Consider the following 15,921-nt stretch of genomic DNA (forward strand, 5'->3'; position numbering starts at 1 on the left):
GGCCGTCCCCTCCCCCGCGGTTTCGGCCTGACCGCCCTGCGCCCCTGCTGAGGAGCTACGACTTGCGGCCGATGGCGCCGTAGGCGCTGACCTGCGCGTCGGTCAGGTCTGCCGGCACGGCGGCGTCGGGCCGCCAGCGGTGCACCGACACGAGCCCCGGGTCGATCAGCTCCAGCCCGCCGAACAGCGCCTCGACCTCGGCGCGCGTCCGAGGCCGCAGCGCAATCCCCTGCGCACGGTAGGCCCTGGCACCGGCCTCGATCGACGGGTCGTGGTCGGGGGTGAGATGAGACAGGACGAGGTGGCTGCCGGCGGGCAGGGCGTCGACGAGCCGGCGGACGATGCCACCCGGGTCGTCGGAGTCGGGCAGGAAGTGGCCCACCGCGAGCAGCGACAGCGCCACCGGCCGGGCCAGGTCGAGGGTGTCCACGACCTCCGGGGCGGCCAGGATCCGCCTGACGTCCCGCACGTCGGCGTCGAGGTAGGCGGTCCGCCCCGTCGGGGTGCCGGTGAGCAGCGCCCGGGCGTGGGCGAGCACGATCGGGTCGTTGTCCACATAGACGACCCGGGCGCCCTCGACGGCCTCCTGGGCGATCTCGTGCAGGTTCGGGCTGGTCGGGATCCCCGTGCCGATGTCGAGGAACTGGTCGATGCCGACCTCGCCGGCCAGGTGACGCACCGCCCGGGCCATGAACGCCCGGTTGGCCCGGGCGGCGGTGCTCGCGTTCGGCGCGACGGCCCGAGCCTGCTCGGCGGCCTTCCGATCGGCGGGGAAGTTGTCCTTCCCACCCAGGTAGTAGTCGTACATCCGAGCCGGGTGAGGCAGGTCCACCCGCAGGTCCACCGGCTTCGGCTCGTCGGCCCTGGACCGCCACCACGACGTCCCGCCCGAGCCCTCGGAGCCGTACGGATCGCTGCCGATCTCCGTGTCCACCACTGCCCCTCGCTGCCACATGTCGACCCAAACCGGTGCGAACAACCCCGGGTGCCGGCATGAGGATACGAGAGAGGGCCGAACCGCCACCCGCCCGGTGCCTCGTCGGGAAACGACGACGCCATCGCAGGTGGCGGCCAGCCCGTCACTCGACCTCGACCATCCGGTGGACGTCGAAAGCGACGATCAGGTCAGCCCAGGACGCATAGTGGTCGACGTCGCGCCCGTCCCGGGTCACCCGAAGGACCCTGGCCGGGCGGTCGGGAACGGTCCGCACGACTGCTTCCTCGATCAGATAACCCTGTGGTGTCATCCACTTCATGGGTCACCGCCTCTCCTGACCCTCTCCTGCCCCTGGCATGAGGTCACCGTGCTCGCGGTCAGCGGTCCCGGCCGAACACCCTGGCCGGGGCTTCGATGAGTCTGCCGTGCCGGTCGTAGATCGCGACCCCTGGTGATTTCAGCGTCGGGACGCTGCGCCGCAGGTGGTGAGCGCACAGCAGGAGGTCGATCTCGTGGGCGCGTGACCCGACCGGGGCGAGCACCACCTGCGCGACCGGCTCGGAGGGGCAGCAGCAGGACCGGCTGCCGGGCTCGATCGCCCGGTGTGGCGGCCGCGGGTCCGCGCCAGCCGCGCGGTTGGCGGCCTCCGGCCTGGACACCGCGGCCGACCCGGACCGATGCATGGCGGGGAGATTCATGGAGATGACATCCCGCTCCAGCGGCCCGGGCAAACGGGCCGATCGGCCCCTCTGCGGCTCAGTCCGCGGCCCGGCCGGACGGCCCGTCTCCCCGCCCTCCAGGCGGCGCCACGGACCAGGCCTCGACGTGCCGGGTGAGCCCGTCGCGGGCGCGGGGGTCGGCGACGTGGGCAATAATCTCCCGGGCCTGCCCCTGCATGCTCTCCCCCCACAGCGACGCGGTGCCGTGCTCGCTGACGAGGTAACTGTGCTGGAAGCTCGTCGTCGGCTCGCCGAGAGACGCCACGACCGTCGACGTGTCCGACTTGGCGTGCCAACTCGGCAGCGCGATCACGGCGTGCCCGCCGGGCGCGTGCAGGGCACCGGCGACGAAATCGGGCTGCCCACCGAAGCCCGACCACGCCCGGCCCCGGATGTGTGCGGCGTTCACCTGCGCGTGCAGATCCACCTGCAACGCAGTGTTGATCGATGTCATCGCCGGCTGGCGGGCGATCGTGCCCGGATCGTTGACGGTCTCCGTGCGCAGCAGCCGCACCCGCGGGTTACGGTCCACCCAGCCGTACAGCTCCGCCGAGCCGAACAGGAAGCTGGTGACCAGCTCGGCGCTGGTGTCGAGGGCACCGGTCCGGTCCAGGGCCAGCACACCGTCGGAGAACGTCTCGGTCCACACCCGCAGCCCGCGGCGGGCGGTCAACGCGGCGAGCGTCGCGTTCGGCACCCCACCGATCCCGAGCTGCAGGGTCGCCCCGTCGCCGACCAACGCGGCGACCCGCTCCCCGATCGCCCGTCCCACCTCGTCGACGGGCCGGGCCGCCGGGTGCGGCAGCGGCTGGTGCGCCTCCACAGCCAGGTCGACGAGGTCCAGGGGCAGCTCCCCGTCCCCGAACGTGTAGGGCATCGCCGGATTGAGCTGGGCGACAACCAGCCCGCCACCGGCCCGCGCCGCCTCCACCGCTGCCGGCAGGATGTTGACCTCGGTGCCCAGTGACACCCGCCCGTTCACCGGCGGGCTGGTGTGCACCACGACGACGTCGGGACGGTACGGGCCGGCGAGCAGGCGAGGAACCAGGCTCAACCGGCAGGGCACGTACTCCAACGTCGCCAGCCCCCGCATCCCGGGACCGACGAACGGCGTCACGTGCGCCACCCCCGGCCGCACCGGCAGACCCGGCTGCGGGTTGAGCACGAACAGCCGATAGGACTCCACCGCCTCGTCGACGACCCGCAGAGCCACCGCCGGGCTCGCGAAGTTCCCCGACGCCACCACCACCGGCCGCCGCCCTCCGGCCCCGTCACCGCGACCCGCGAGATGCCCCGCGACCAACTCCCCGAGCACCGACGTGCTGACGACTCGCATACCCCATCGTCTCGTGAGCGTCGCCGACGTTGGCACGTTCGCCGTCTCGACCGCCCCCGGGCTGCGTGCCAGAGTCGGCTTGGGGAGGATGCCAACAGATGATCGACCACAGGGTGCGGGTGCATCGCAGTTCGGAGCGGTTGGAGCGGCCGGACCAGCTCGCCTGGAAGATCGCCGCGGTGGCGAGCGATCCGGTCGAGGTGCTGCCCGAGGTCGCGGAGACGGTGATCAACCGGGTGATCGACAACGCCGGGGTCGCGGTGGCGTCGCTGCGCCGCGCGCCGGTCACCGCGGCTCGTGACCAGGCGGTGCGCCACCCGGTCCCGCCCGGCCGCGCCGGCTCGACGGTGTTCGGCCTGGCGGGGCAGGTCCGGGTGTCGCCGGAGTGGGCGGCGTGGGCGAACGGCGTGGCCGTGCGGGAGCTGGACTTCCACGACACGTTCCTCGCCGCCGAGTACTCCCATCCCGGCGACAACATCCCGCCGATCATCGCCGCCGCGCAGCACCTCGGCCTCGGCGGCCGGGAGCTGATCCGCGGGATCGTCACCGGTTACGAGATCCAGGTCGCCCTGGTCCGCGGCATCTGCCTGCACCAGCACAGGATCGACCACATCGCGCACCTCGGCCCGTCGGCCGCCGCCGGCCTCGGCACGCTGATCGGCCTGCCCACCGAGGTCGTCTACCAGGCGGTGCAGCAGGCACTGCACACGACGACGACGACCCGGCAGTCCCGCAAGGGGCAGATCTCCAGCTGGAAGGCGTACGCCCCGGCGTTCGCCGGGAAGGTCGCGATCGAAGCGGTCGACCGGGCGATGCGCGGTCAGGGCGCGCCGTCACCGGCCTACGAGGGCGAGGACGGCTTCGTAGCCTGGCTGCTCGACGGGCCGGACGCCCGGTACGTGGTGTCGCTGCCCGGACCGGGCGAGGCCAGGCGGGGCATCCTCGACACCTACCCCAAGGAGCATTCCGCCGAGTACCAGAGCCAGGCGTTCATCGACCTGGCCCGCCGGCTCGGTCCCCGCCTCGGCGACCTGACGAGGATCCGCCGGATCACCCTGCACACCAGCCACCACACCCACCACGTGATCGGTTCCGGTGCGGGCGACCCGCAGAAGTACTCGCCGACGGCCAGCCGGGAGACGCTCGACCACTCGATCCCCTACATCGTCGCCGTGGCGCTGCAGGACGGCACATGGCACCACGAGCGGTCCTACGCCCCGCAGCGGGCGGCCCGGCCCGACACCGTCGAACTGTGGAAGAAGATCGTCACGGTCGAGGACGAGGAGTGGACGCGCCGCTACCATTCGACCGACCCGACGGAGAAGGCGTTCGGCGGCCGGGTCGTCGTCGAACTGGACGACGGCGAGACCGTCCTCGACGAGATCGCGCTCGCCGACGCCCACCCACTCGGCGCCCGGCCGTTCGGCCGGCCCGAGTACATCGCGAAGTTCCGCCGGCTGACCGAAGGCATGATCACCACCGAGGAGCAGGACCGCTTCCTCGACGTCGCCGTCCGGCTCCCCGAGCTGGCCCCGGACGAACTCGGCGGGCTCACACTGGTACCCGAGTGGCCGCTGGGCACCGGCGAGACGGCGGGACTGTTCTGATGTTGCACGCCCGTACTCCCGCCCACGTCCGCCGGGCAGTGCTGCGTGAGCAGCTCGCCTCAGGTCGGCTGCTGCGTTTCCCGGGGGCGTTCAACCCGCTGTCCGCCGTGCTCATCACCGAGCTGGGCTTCGAGGGGGTGTACGTCTCCGGCGCGGCGCTGTCCGCGGACCTCGCCCTGCCCGACATCGGCCTGACCACGCTCACCGAGGTCGCCGGCCGGGCCGGGCAGATCGCCCGGGTCACCGACCTGCCGACGCTCGCCGATGCCGACACCGGCTTCGGCGAGCCGATGAACGTCGCCCGCAGCATCCAGGTCCTGGAGGACGCCGGCCTCGCCGGCTGTCATCTCGAGGACCAGGTCAACCCGAAGCGCTGCGGCCATCTCGACGGCAAGACGGTCGTGCCCGTCGAGGAGATGGTCCGCCGGATCCGCGCGGCCGTCACCGCCCGCCGGGACACCAGTTTCGTCCTCTGCGCCCGCACCGACGCCCGTGGGGTCGAGGGACTCGACGCCGCGCTCGACCGGGCCCGAGCCTACGTCGACGCCGGCGCTGACATGATCTTCCCGGAGGGGCTGGCGGACGCCGCCGAGTTCGCCGCCGCCCGCGCGGCCGTGGACGTGCCGATCCTCGCCAACATGACCGAGTTCGGCAAAAGCGAGCTGCTGACCACCGCGACACTCGCATCGGTCGGCGTGAACGTCGTCATCTACCCGGTGACGCTGCTGCGCCTCGCCATGGGCGCCGTCGAGGACGGCCTGCGCCGCCTCGCCGCCGACGGCACCCAGGCCGGACTCGTCGACCGGATGCAGCACCGGTCCCGGCTCTACGAACTACTCGACTACGCCGCCTACAACACCTTCGACGACGGCGTGTTCACCTACCGCATCCCCGGCGTTCCCGGTGCCGGGTGACAAGGTGGCGTTGACCGTCGAGCCGCCGGAGGACGACTCCGGCCGTCGCGGCGGAGTGCCCCGTCCCGGCGGGGTGACATCGGCGTCCCCCGTCGGGACGGCGGCTCGGCGCCCGCGCCAGGTTTCCCGGCCCGCGCGGCGACGACCGGGAGCAAAGGCGAGCAGGAACGTCTCGATCCCGGAGGCTATCGCCGCCCGCAGCTCGGCATCACTCACCTTCCTGGTGCCGAGGGCGGACAGGGCGGGAAGATCACCGGAGATGAGGGCGAGGAAATGCGCCGCGGCGGTGTCGGGGTCAGCGAGTTCGAGGCGACCGCGGTGGGCCAGCCGGGCGAGCCGACCGGCGAGGGCGTTGTGCAGGCGGGCCCCACCGCGGGCCAGCGCCTCGTCGAACAGGTCGGGGAAGCGGCCGGCCTCGGCGTACATCAACCGTTGGAGGGCCCAGCCCTCCTCGGTGAGCTGGCAGTCGATGACCTCGCGAGCAACGCGGGACAGATCCCCGACGAGGTCGTCGCCGTCGTCGGCGAGAGCGTCGAGAGCAGTGATCATGTGATCACTGGCGCGTGAGGCGCCGTCGAGAATGACGACCCGGAAAAGGGTCTCCTTGTCGCCGAAGTGGTTGTAGACGGTCGGCTTGGCGACTCCCGCCAGCTCGGCGATCGTCTCCACCCGCGCCAGTCCATAGCCCTCACGGATGAACGTGCGCAGCGCGGCATCAAGGATGGCGGCCCGCTTGTCGATCCGGCCGCGATGGGCCGCGGTGCCGACGGTCACACATCAATCATACCCTCGGCAAGCCAGTAGGACAGGTTGATTGAACCCGATCGTTCAATATAGTGTTCAGGGAGTCAAATACTGCTCCCGGCTACCGAAGGGCCCGCCGTGGTGCCGAGTCCATCCCCGACCATCTCGCCGCCCCCGCCGCCGGAGAACCGGATCGACGCGCAGTTGCTCGACCGCCACCTGAACCCGGCCGCCCGCACCGGCCTGGGCCGGCTCTGGGACGGGCCAGGCACCATCCAGCTGACCGACGTCCTCGTCCCCGCCGCGGATGGACCCGGCGAACCCGACGTTCCGGTGCGGGTCTACCGGCCGGTGGAGGCGGACGTTCTCGCACCGGTGGTGCTCTTCGTCCATGGCGGCGGTTTCACCGCGGGAGAGGTCGAGCAGTTCGACGCCCAGTGCGAGTGGTACGCCCATTCCGCTCAGGCGGTCACGGTGTCGGTCGGCTACCGGTTGGCACCGCAGCACCCGTATCCGGCCGCGCTGCGCGACGTCCGGACGGTCTGGCGTTGGCTGCACGACGCCGACAACGACGCCGACAACGACGCCGACGCCGACGGACTCCGCCGCGGTGACGTCGCGGCGGAGCTCGGCATCGATCCGGCGCGTTCGGCCATCGTCGGCTCCAGTGCGGGCGCGGCCATCGCGGCCGGCCTGGCGCTGTATCTGCGCGACCATCACGAGCCGCTACCGGCGTTGCTGCTACTGCATGCGCCGGTCCTGGACGACCGGCACACGACCCCGTCGAGCCATGCCATCACCGACCCGCGCACCTGGAACAGGGCCGGCTCGCAACGCAGCTGGGCCTCCTATCTCGGCCCGGCGGCCGCCCCTGGCGCGGACGTCTCCCCCTACGCCGCGCCGGCCCGCGCCTCGGGCCTCGCCGGCCTGCCGCCGACCTTCCTGACGTCGGGCGATCTCGAACTCGCCCGGGACGAGGTACTGGACTTCGCGAGCCGGCTGACTCAGGCCGACGTGCCCGTGGAACTTCACCTGTACCCGGGGGCCACGCATGGCTTCGACGTGGTCGTACCCGAGGCCGCCATCAGTCAGGCGTCCCGGCGTGCCCAGACCGAGGCCCTGGTCCGCGCGTTGCACCCCGCCGGGTCCGCCCCACCTCGCTGAGCGTCGGCGTGCCCGAACCAGCAGGTGCGTTGCGTTGAAATGGCCGAGGCCGAGGACGATCACGTTGTGGCGACAGGAGAAATCCCGGTGACCAGTCGGCGCCCACTGCATCTGACCGTCCATCTCGTCGGCGCGGCGAGCGGGGTCCATCCCGGAGCGTGGCGCTGGCCCGCGAGCGATCCGCACACCTTCGCCTCCATCGACCGCTGGGTACAGGCCGCCCGAACCGCCGAGCGCGGGCTGCTCGACGCGGTGTTCCTCTCCGACGTGCCGGGCCTGTGGGGCGACATCACCGACCACCCGCAGGAGGCCTACTTCCTCGAACCAACCCTGGTCCTCACCGCCATCGCCCGCGCCACCAGCCGCATCGGGCTGATCGGCACCGCCTCGACCAGCTTCAACGAGCCCTACAACATCGCCCGCCGGTTCCAGTCGCTCGACCTGATCAGTCACGGCCGGGCAGGCTGGAACACCGTCACCACCTTCGTCCCGGTGGTGGCCGAGAACTTCGGCGGCGCCGGCATCGCCGAGCGGCCCGACCGCTACGGGCGGGGCAACGAGTTCACCGACGTGGTGCGGGCGCTGTGGGCCAGCTGGCAACCCGGCGCCCTGCTCGCCGACGTGGCGACGGGCCGCTTCACCGACGCCGAGCGGCTGCGACCCGTTCATCACCATGGCGAGCACTTCGACGTGCGCGGCCCGCTGCCGCTACCACCCTCGGAACAGGGGCACCCGGTGATCTTCCAGGCCGGCGCCTCCGAGCCCGGACGCGACCTGGCCGCCCGCACCGCCGACGCCGTCTTCTCCGGGGCGACGACCACCGAGACGGCCCGCGCGTATGCCGCCGACATCCGGGCCCGCGCCGCCGCCTACGGCCGGGATCCCGCGTCGATCGCGATCCTGCCCGGCCTGATGACCTCGATCGGCAGCACCGAGGCCGAGGCCGCCGCCCGGCTCGAACGCCTCGACGAGCTGGCCTACCGGGACGGCGACCTCGCCCGGCTCGCCGCCAGGCTCCACCTCGACGTCGCCACGCTCGACCCGGACCGTCCCATCCCGCCCAGATCCCTGCCGCCGCTCGGGATCGAGGGCGCGGTGGACGTGCTCGACGCCGGCCTGCTCGAACGCGCCCATCGTGGGCTCACGGTGCGGGCCCTGCTGCGTCCGCGGTGGACCGGTCACCTCGTCGCGGCCGGGACGCCCGAGCATGTCGCCGACGTCATCGAGCACTGGCACCGGGTCGGCGCGGCGGACGGCTTCACCCTGATGCCCGACGTCATCGCCGACGGTCTGCCCGCCTTCGTCGATCACGTTCTCCCGATCCTGCGGCGCCGCGGACTGTGGCCACACGAATACGGCGAGGCCACCCTGCGTGAACGGCTCGGCCTTCCGCTGCCGGACGGGGCCCGGCAGGCCCGGGAGGCCCGGGAGGCCCGACGATGAAGCCCGTCATCTCCCCGGGCCCGAGTCCCGCCGCCAGGATGGTCCCGCGTTGACCGCCCTGTCCGTGCTGGACCAGGGGCCGGTCACCGTCGCCCGCGGGCCCCGGGCGGTCCTCGCCGACGCCGTCGACCTCGCCCGCCACGTCGAGAACCTCGGCATCGAGGTGCTCAGGGGCGACATCGTCGCGGACGGGGCCAGCGCCGCCGCCACCCGGCTGCACGCGGCACTACACGCCGCGATCCAGGCGGCCCGCTGACCCCGCCGGCCGCCGGCAGGCCGCACCATCTCGGCGCGCGCTCAGCACCCCCGCGAGGCGCCGGACCGCTGCTGAACAGTCGGCCCGACGCCGTGGTGATCTGTTCCTGCGCCGCCTGGCCGGCTGGACGGCGCAGGCTGGGAGGACGGCGCAGGCTGGGAGGACGGCGCAGGCTGGGAGGACGGCGCAGGCTGGGAGGACGGCGCGGACTAGGAGGAAACGCCCGCCTTGAGGGTGGCCGCCGTCGGGATATGGTTGTCACCGACGGTGTTCGGGCCGTTCTTGGCACCGCCATCGGGATAAAACTGGTTGGCCCAGGCACGCATCCGGCGGAACCCGCTGGCCTCGGAGGCGGTGGGCGCCGGCGGGTCGAGGTAGATCTGGTTCTCCCAGATCAGGACGTCGTCGGGCAGCGCGGTCTTGGTCTGCTCGAGTCTGCGCTGGTAGCTGCCATCGGCCAGGTCTCCGTCGTTGCGGTCGATCCAGTAGGTGGCGAAGATCTCGGTCTTGCCGTCCTCGACCGGGGTGACGTTGATCGTGATGATCCGAACGCCCTCACCGGTGTGTTCGACGTTGACACTGACGCCCATCCCCGACCAGATGATTTCGAGGGTGTTGTAGGAGTCGGTGCGCAGCTTTCCATCGCTGTCGTGGGCGTGGCGCAGCCAGCCGCCGCCGAAGCCGGCCCGCGCCCACCAGGTCGGTCCCTCGACGCGCTCCTCGAGGATGACCGGGGTGTCCGGGGTTCGGTGGACGAAACGGAAGTGCTGCGGGTCCACGGCGTTCTCGACGACCATCTGCGGGTGGATATGCAGGTCGCGGTAGTGAGCACGGCCGTCGGGCCAGGCCGGGTGGAACTCGCGTTCCGCGGCCTGGGGAGCATCGGTGAGGGCGCTGGGCACGTCCCAGTACGGTTCGCGCCCGGCGTGGTCGAACCAGACGTAGATCGACTCGTTGCGTTCCACCACCGGCCACGCCCCGAGCCGCCGGGCCTTGTTCGGCCGGTCCTGGTAGGGGATCGAGACGTTGTGACCGTCCGGGGCCCACACCCAGCCGTGGAAGGGGCACTGGATGCCGTCGTCCACCACACAGCCGCCATGGGCGAGGCTCGCGCCGAGGTGCCGGCAATAACGATCATGGACTCGCACCACGCCGTCCTTGCCACGGTAGGCGACCAGGTCACGCCCGAAGTAGCGCAGGGGCACGACCTGCTCCGGGCCGATGTCACCGGACCACGCCACCTGGAACCAGCCCGTCAGGTCCAGGTCCAACCCGTGCAGCTTCATAGTGTCGCTCTCCCTTGTGGCGGCGGCAGCCCCTGGACGTTGTTGAGAGGGCCTGACGAGCCGACCTTCCGCACCTGCCCCAATGTCGAACACATTAGGTGGGAATGGCATTCCCACGCAAGTCCGACCGCGAGGCCGCGAGGCCGCTTGCGACCCGGCCGGGCGCCCGGACGGCCCGTGGTACGGCGTGCCGGTCGCCCGTCGCCGACCAGCGCCACCTGCCGTCAGGCGAGGACCACAGCGAAGATCCACGGACGCCCGCCATGGAGGTCCTCGACGGCGTCGACCACGCAAAGGACCCGGCCCGCCACAGGCGTCGACCATGCTGCGCGCGCCGGCGGCACCTCACCGCGCTCGGCCTCTTGCTCGGGAACGACGTTCCCAACTACGGTGACGGCGGGATGACTCCCGAGGAAAGCCGCTCCGACCATGGGGTTCATGGTCATTTCCGGCAACGGCACGCCGCACTCGACGGCTCACGACGACGCCCCCGACTCGTCCGAAGGGAGCTCCGCCCATGAGGTCGACCGACGCGGCTGCCGACGACCAGCGATGGCCGGCGGGCGCCATCCCCGGGACGGGCTGATCTCGCGAACCAGCCCAGGCACACGAACCCGATGATCAATGCTGGAACATGCCGGAAACCAGGAGCTCGCCATCCCAACCAACGCAGCCATGACCACGGACACCGCCCCCGGCGGCCACTCCCGTGTTCTGCGGGTCGCACGCGTCGCCAAGGAATCCCCCGACGCCGTGTCGATCGTCTTCGAGGTCGACACGGCGGACGCGGCGATGTTCGAATACAAGCCCGGCCAGTTCCTGACCCTGCGCATACCCAGTGATCAGACCGGCTCGGTTTCGCGCTGCTACTCGATCTCCAGCTCGCCCTTCGTGGACGACGAGTTGAAGGTCACCGTCAAGAGGACCCCCGCCGGCTACGGATCAAACTGGCTCTGCGACAACATCGCGGCCGGTATGGAGATCCAGGTCCTGCCGCCCGGCGGAGTCTTCGTACCGAAGTCGCTCGACGGCGACCTCCTGTTGTGCGGCGGCGGCAGCGGCATCACGCCACTGATCTCGATCCTGAAGTCGGCGCTCTCGCAGGGCTCGGGTCGAATCGTGCTGCTCTATGCCAACCGGGACGAGAGCTCGGTCATTTTCCGGGAGGAGCTCATTGCGCTCGCCCGGCGCTCGCCCGATCGACTCGCCGTCCTGCACTGGCTCGAGACCGTGCAGGGCCTGCCATCCCGCGAGCAGCTCCAGGTACTGCTGTCGCCCTATGCCGCCTTCGAGGCCTTCACGTGCGGTCCCGCTCCGTTCATGGCGGTGGTGAACGAGGCCCTCACGGCGCTGCGTGTCCCCCGTGACCGGATGCACACCGAGGTCTTCAGGTCGCTGAGCGGAGATCCGTTCACCGATGTTCCCGTCCCAGTGCCGGATACGGCCGACGACGTCAGGACCGTCGCGGTGAAGGTGCAGCTCATGGGAAAGACGCACGATCTCGTCTGGCCGGTGACGGTTCCGTTGACCGACCTGCTGTTGGATCGCGGCATTGATGCGCCTTATTCGTGTCGCGAGGGCGAGTGCGGGACCTGCACGGCACAGGTCGTCAGAGGCAAGGTGCGGATGCTACGCGACGAGGTGTTGGACCCGATCGACGTGACGGACGGCTACATCCTGACCTGCCAGTCGGTACCGGAAAGCGACGACATCGAGATCGTGTTCTGAAGCCAGGCGGCTGTCGAAGGATACTGAGGCGCCAAATGGCGACAACACCGAGTGCATGCCCGTCGCGGGCCGGCACGGAGGGTCGGAAGATCAGGAAAGCCAGCACAGTGGCTGGCTGGTCAGGTCGGCGATCCGATCGAAATAGGCACGTCGGGTTACGGCGGCCGGCATGTCCCACTCGACGATCATGCGTGCGAGCGGCAGGGTGTCCAGGAGCCGGGTGTGCTCTGGCCCGTTGCGCGCCGAACAGCCGACTTCGAGCAGGGTCACCGCACACATGTGCACCAGGCCTTGATCGACTCTTCGTGACCAGGCAGGCTCGTCACCATGGGCCGGTATTCCGACCAGCGCCGACCTGTCGATGAGCCAGCCTTCGGTCACGACCAGGCCCCTCGCATCACGTCCTCGCCGGCGATGTCCGAGATCAGTTCACCCAGCTGCGCCCAGTCCTCCCGGACGAGCGGGGTGTGGGCGCCACGCGACGCCCACTCAGCCTCGGCGGCGAGCGTCCGCCGCAGGTACTCCACGCGGGAGATCCCGGCCCGGACGGCCGCGGCATCGACCTCGGCAAGAACACTGTTGATGCGGGCGGTGATCGCGGCGCGTACGAAAGTGACTCCTGTCGCGCCGTGGAGCAGACAGTGCCGGCGCGGCTCGGCGTACGAGGTCACGGCGAAGGCACCCGACGCGTAGCCCGCGACGTCCTCGGCCTTGCCGTGGAGCAGACCGTCGTGCCCCCGGGCGACGAGATCGTCGTGCAGCACTCCGGCGAGCCCCACGGCGTCGTTGGCGGCCACCACGGACTGCAACAGGTCCTCGGCCCGCCCAAGTCCGGCGAGATCCGCAGGCTGTGCCACCGTCATGATCTGAGCCTTCCGCAACGGCGAACACCACGTCCCCGGGTCCACCGTCGGCGGAATCGAGAGGCGCTCGGCGAGATGACGCCGGCCTAGTAACTGTCAGTAGCTGAAGGTCGTCGCGCCGTCGTCGCCGATCCAGTTCCACATCGGGATCGTGCCGTTCAGCTCCGCGCCCTCGATCAGCACGCCGGCGTCGATCCTGCGGGCGTCGACGCAGATCGGGCACACGAAGTAGCGGCCACCGGCGGCCCGGTATCGCTCGACGAGCGCCTCCAGCGGTGGGCAGCCGGCACAACCCTCACCCTTCGCGTTGCCGGGCAGTGCGAGCCGGACCGCCTCCTGGGTCAGGAACATGAGTGTCTCCCTACCGGTCTCCGCGGCACCGACCGCCACGAGAAACGCGACGGTGACCTTCTCGAGGTCCTCCAGACCCGTGGTCAGGCTGATGACCGCCTTGCTCGCCATCGGCGAACCCTCCTTCAGCAAGAGTCAGAACGAACGTTCGTGTTTACTAGGTCAGAGTACGAACGATCGTCTTGTGCGTCAACTAGGATGTGGGTCATGGCGGAGAGGACAGCGCACACACGCCAGCGACGAGCGGACGGGGTGCGTACCCGCGCCGCGATCCTCGACGCGGCGGTGCGGTTGTCGACCGTCGACGGCCTCGAGGGCCTGAGCATCGGCAACCTCGCCAAGGACCTGGGCATGAGCAAGGGCGGCATCTACGCCCACTTCGACTCCAAGCAGGACCTGCAGCTCGCAACCGTCGAGGCGGCTGGCGCAGCCTTCCAGGCGGAGGTCATCGAGCCCTCGCTGAAGGCCGACCCGGGTGTGCCCCAGCTCCTCGCGTTCTGCGACGCCTACTTCGATCATCTCGAACGGCGGGTCCTCCCCGGCGGGTGCTTCTTCGCGGGCGCCGCACTGGAGATGGGGACGCACCGCGGACCAGTACAGGAGAAGGTCGCCGAGTTCCACTCCGGCTTCGTCCAGCTCATCCGCGACTTTGCGCGAACAGCGGTCAACCTCCAGCAGCTGCCACGCGACGAGGACCCGGCGGAGCTCGCCCTGGAGCTCAACGGCACACTCCTGGCGGCCGACACGAGCTTCGTGATGTACGACGATCCCTCGGTACTGGACCTGGGCCGCCGGGTGGTGCGCCGCCGCCTGGGTCTCGCCGAGGCGAGACGAAACGAAACACCAGACGAAACCAGTAATCCGCAGTAAGTATTCGGTGAGTGCACGACATCCGACCGCAGTCTGGGTTGCCGAACGAGCACGGAACCTGCCGATGAACCCTGAGGACCAAGGCAACCGGTTCCGGCTCCTCGCCCGCGGCAGCTACGCCGAGCAGGTCAACACCCATCGGCCCACCGCGCCCTCGACCAACGCCCACTCGACGCGACACCATCCGCCGTCACCCCGCCCCCGGGATCCAACATCCAGTAGTTGAGGTGGCGAGTATCGCCAGCGACGGAGGCACCGCATTTCAAATTTTCCAGCCCGATCAATTCCAAGGAGGAATTGGCGGTCGGGTTGAGTTCTGCATCGGCGGACCCTTTGCCAACGGCAGAACAGCCGGTCACATTACAACCTACCTCCCCGGCGCAAGTTTCACACCGTACAACCGAGATCAGCCGGACTCGATCGCGATAGTCGCGGGCAGTTCCGAGTTTGTTCGTGAACCCGGCCTGCGAGAATATGTAATACTTGCAAGAGTATTTCCTTCCCCGCACGCTCGGCCGCTGTTCCTAATTGCCGGCCAGACGGGTATCACCAACCTTGCCGGCGCACATTTCTTGCGGTGCCAGTTCGAGGAGCTGCGCAGAACCTACGGTGCTGAACGCGCGTTCTGCCTTGTACTGCGAGTGGACCGACCCGACGTCTACGGCCACGAGTCGGTTCACATAGCGAGCGACGTCACGGGAACTGCCTTTGCTTCATGACCATCATCGCACGAGAATACGATCGACTCGACGGGATCTCTCTGGTAAGCACTGAACCGGGCGGGTGGGACAGACGACCAGAAATCTGATTCGTAGTTTGATCTGAATCTTCCGTCAAGGTCCGTGAACGTTTACCGCGTCCGCTGGCACCGTGCGCTCCGGCCTCCTGTGTCTGCCAGGATCCGACGTCGTCCGCGGGCTCGGCTGTCAGGCCACGGTGTCGCCACGGGTACCCTCGGCTGGTCGCCGCAACGCCGGCAGGGCACCACGGCCACGCTGCTTGCTCGGGAGCTGCTCGGCGAAACGGCCGCCCGGGCCCCCGATGAGGAGTCGTGATGGGCTTCTATGACGACCAGGTGCTGCCCCGCATCGTCGATCTCGTCCTCGGCCGGCCGGTGGAGGAGGCCAGGGCGCGCGTCGCGGCCGGGCTGTCCGGCGAGGTTCTGGAGATCGGCTTCGGGTCGGGACGCAACATCGCGCACCTTCCGGCGGGAGTCACCCGCCTGCTCGCGGTCGAGCCCGCCGCCGTCGGACGCACGCTCGCCGCACCCCGCATCGCCGCCGCGCCCGTCACGGTCGAGTTCATCGGCGACGACGGTCAGGCGCTGCCTCTTCCGGACGCGTCGGTCGACCACGTCCTCACCACCTGGACACTGTGCACCATCCCCGACACCGAACGGGCACTGCGCGAGATCCATCGCGTACTGCGGCCCGGCGGCACACTGCACTTCACCGAGCACGGCCGCTCACCCCGGCCCACCGTCGCCCGCTGGCAGGACCGGCTCGCACCCGCCTGGAGCAGGATCGCCGGAGGCTGCCACCTCAACCGCCGGATCGACGACCTGGTCGAGAAGTCCGGACTGGCCCTGGAGTCGGCCAGCACCTATCCGATGCGAGGGACGGCCCAGCTCGGCTTCGCCTACGAGGGCATCGCGTCGAAACCGACCTGATGCCCGCAGCGCGCAGGTAGGCAGGCGCCGCCCG

Annotated in this window: 18 protein-coding genes; 9 read left to right on the forward strand and 9 right to left on the reverse strand. The window is 70.3% G+C overall.

Annotated elements, in window-relative coordinates; translation table 11 throughout:
- Positions 1-55: 55 nt before the first annotated feature.
- The 4 genes from NBZ83_RS06805 to NBZ83_RS06820 form a co-directional block, all read right to left on the reverse strand.
- Positions 56-955, reverse strand: a complete 900-nt coding sequence (locus NBZ83_RS06805; RefSeq protein ID WP_261565517.1) for an SAM-dependent methyltransferase — start codon at positions 953-955, stop codon at positions 56-58.
- 124 nt (positions 956-1,079) lie between these two features.
- Positions 1,080-1,247 carry a hypothetical protein gene (locus NBZ83_RS06810; protein WP_261556472.1) on the reverse strand — a complete coding sequence of 56 codons (168 nt, stop codon included), beginning with the start codon at positions 1,245-1,247 and terminating at the stop codon, positions 1,080-1,082.
- A gap of 67 nt (positions 1,248-1,314) precedes the next feature.
- Positions 1,315-1,635 carry a hypothetical protein gene (locus NBZ83_RS06815; RefSeq protein WP_261565515.1) on the reverse strand — a complete coding sequence of 107 codons (321 nt, stop codon included), beginning with the start codon at positions 1,633-1,635 and terminating at the stop codon, positions 1,315-1,317.
- A 58-nt stretch (positions 1,636-1,693) separates the two neighbouring features.
- Positions 1,694-2,992, reverse strand: a complete 1,299-nt coding sequence (locus NBZ83_RS06820) for an acetyl-CoA hydrolase/transferase family protein (RefSeq protein WP_261565514.1) — start codon at positions 2,990-2,992, stop codon at positions 1,694-1,696.
- A gap of 98 nt (positions 2,993-3,090) precedes the next feature.
- Here NBZ83_RS06820 and NBZ83_RS06825 point away from each other — a divergent pair, with 98 nt between their 5' ends.
- Complete coding sequence (locus NBZ83_RS06825; protein ID WP_261574548.1) at positions 3,091-4,599, forward strand: MmgE/PrpD family protein; 1,509 nt, start codon at positions 3,091-3,093, stop codon at positions 4,597-4,599.
- The gene (gene prpB / locus NBZ83_RS06830) at positions 4,599-5,513 is read left to right on the forward strand and encodes a methylisocitrate lyase (RefSeq protein WP_261565512.1); all 915 of its coding nucleotides are present in this window, start codon (positions 4,599-4,601) and stop codon (positions 5,511-5,513) included. The genes NBZ83_RS06825 and prpB overlap by 1 nt, the downstream gene beginning before the upstream one ends.
- On the opposite strand, the gene NBZ83_RS06835 is transcribed toward prpB, so the two are convergent.
- Entirely contained in the window at positions 5,433-6,287 is an 855-nt protein-coding gene (locus tag NBZ83_RS06835; RefSeq protein ID WP_261565511.1) for a TetR/AcrR family transcriptional regulator, read from the reverse strand. The two genes, prpB and NBZ83_RS06835, sit on opposite strands and share 81 nt — an antisense overlap.
- A gap of 111 nt (positions 6,288-6,398) precedes the next feature.
- On the opposite strand from NBZ83_RS06835, the gene NBZ83_RS06840 reads away from it, so the two are divergent.
- The 3 genes from NBZ83_RS06840 to NBZ83_RS06850 all read left to right on the forward strand — a co-directional run bounded on the left by NBZ83_RS06840 (position 6,399) and on the right by NBZ83_RS06850 (position 9,120).
- The gene (locus NBZ83_RS06840) at positions 6,399-7,421 is read left to right on the forward strand and encodes an alpha/beta hydrolase fold domain-containing protein (RefSeq protein ID WP_261574549.1); all 1,023 of its coding nucleotides are present in this window, start codon (positions 6,399-6,401) and stop codon (positions 7,419-7,421) included.
- 87 nt (positions 7,422-7,508) lie between these two features.
- Entirely contained in the window at positions 7,509-8,864 is a 1,356-nt protein-coding gene (locus tag NBZ83_RS06845; RefSeq protein ID WP_261565509.1) for an NtaA/DmoA family FMN-dependent monooxygenase, read from the forward strand.
- A 49-nt stretch (positions 8,865-8,913) separates the two neighbouring features.
- A complete protein-coding gene (locus NBZ83_RS06850; protein WP_261565508.1) occupies positions 8,914-9,120 on the forward strand; it encodes a hypothetical protein in 207 nt (68 codons plus the stop codon).
- A 209-nt stretch (positions 9,121-9,329) separates the two neighbouring features.
- Here the strand turns inward: NBZ83_RS06850 and NBZ83_RS06855 are convergent, their stop codons facing one another.
- Entirely contained in the window at positions 9,330-10,406 is a 1,077-nt protein-coding gene (locus NBZ83_RS06855; protein ID WP_261565507.1) for a Rieske 2Fe-2S domain-containing protein, read from the reverse strand.
- A gap of 624 nt (positions 10,407-11,030) precedes the next feature.
- Between NBZ83_RS06855 and NBZ83_RS06860 the strand changes: the two genes are divergently transcribed.
- The gene (locus NBZ83_RS06860; RefSeq protein WP_261574550.1) at positions 11,031-12,134 is read left to right on the forward strand and encodes a ferredoxin--NADP reductase; all 1,104 of its coding nucleotides are present in this window, start codon (positions 11,031-11,033) and stop codon (positions 12,132-12,134) included.
- A 90-nt stretch (positions 12,135-12,224) separates the two neighbouring features.
- Here NBZ83_RS06860 and NBZ83_RS06865 read toward each other — a convergent pair whose 3' ends face one another.
- From NBZ83_RS06865 to NBZ83_RS06875, 3 genes are all read right to left on the reverse strand, one after another.
- Entirely contained in the window at positions 12,225-12,404 is a 180-nt protein-coding gene (locus NBZ83_RS06865) for a PIN domain-containing protein (protein WP_261565505.1), read from the reverse strand.
- A 107-nt stretch (positions 12,405-12,511) separates the two neighbouring features.
- On the reverse strand, positions 12,512-12,997 hold the full coding sequence (locus NBZ83_RS06870; RefSeq protein ID WP_261574551.1) for a nuclear transport factor 2 family protein: 486 nt from the start codon (positions 12,995-12,997) through the stop codon (positions 12,512-12,514).
- 96 nt (positions 12,998-13,093) lie between these two features.
- Positions 13,094-13,459: a DsrE family protein gene (locus NBZ83_RS06875; RefSeq protein ID WP_261565503.1), complete on the reverse strand. Its 366-nt coding sequence runs from the start codon at positions 13,457-13,459 to the stop codon at positions 13,094-13,096.
- Positions 13,460-13,555: 96 nt separating this feature from the next.
- Here NBZ83_RS06875 and NBZ83_RS06880 point away from each other — a divergent pair, with 96 nt between their 5' ends.
- From NBZ83_RS06880 to NBZ83_RS06890, 3 genes are all read left to right on the forward strand, one after another.
- Complete coding sequence (locus NBZ83_RS06880; RefSeq protein WP_261574552.1) at positions 13,556-14,218, forward strand: TetR/AcrR family transcriptional regulator; 663 nt, start codon at positions 13,556-13,558, stop codon at positions 14,216-14,218.
- Between the two features lie 227 nt (positions 14,219-14,445).
- Complete coding sequence (locus tag NBZ83_RS06885) at positions 14,446-14,937, forward strand: hypothetical protein (protein WP_261574553.1); 492 nt, start codon at positions 14,446-14,448, stop codon at positions 14,935-14,937.
- A 335-nt stretch (positions 14,938-15,272) separates the two neighbouring features.
- Complete coding sequence (locus tag NBZ83_RS06890) at positions 15,273-15,887, forward strand: class I SAM-dependent methyltransferase (protein ID WP_261565500.1); 615 nt, start codon at positions 15,273-15,275, stop codon at positions 15,885-15,887.
- The last annotated feature ends 34 nt before the right edge of the window (positions 15,888-15,921 follow it).

The sequence above is a fragment of the Frankia gtarii genome, assembly GCF_025403375.1.
In the GTDB taxonomy this organism is placed as follows: Bacteria; Actinomycetota; Actinomycetes; order Frankiales; family Frankiaceae; genus Frankia; species Frankia gtarii.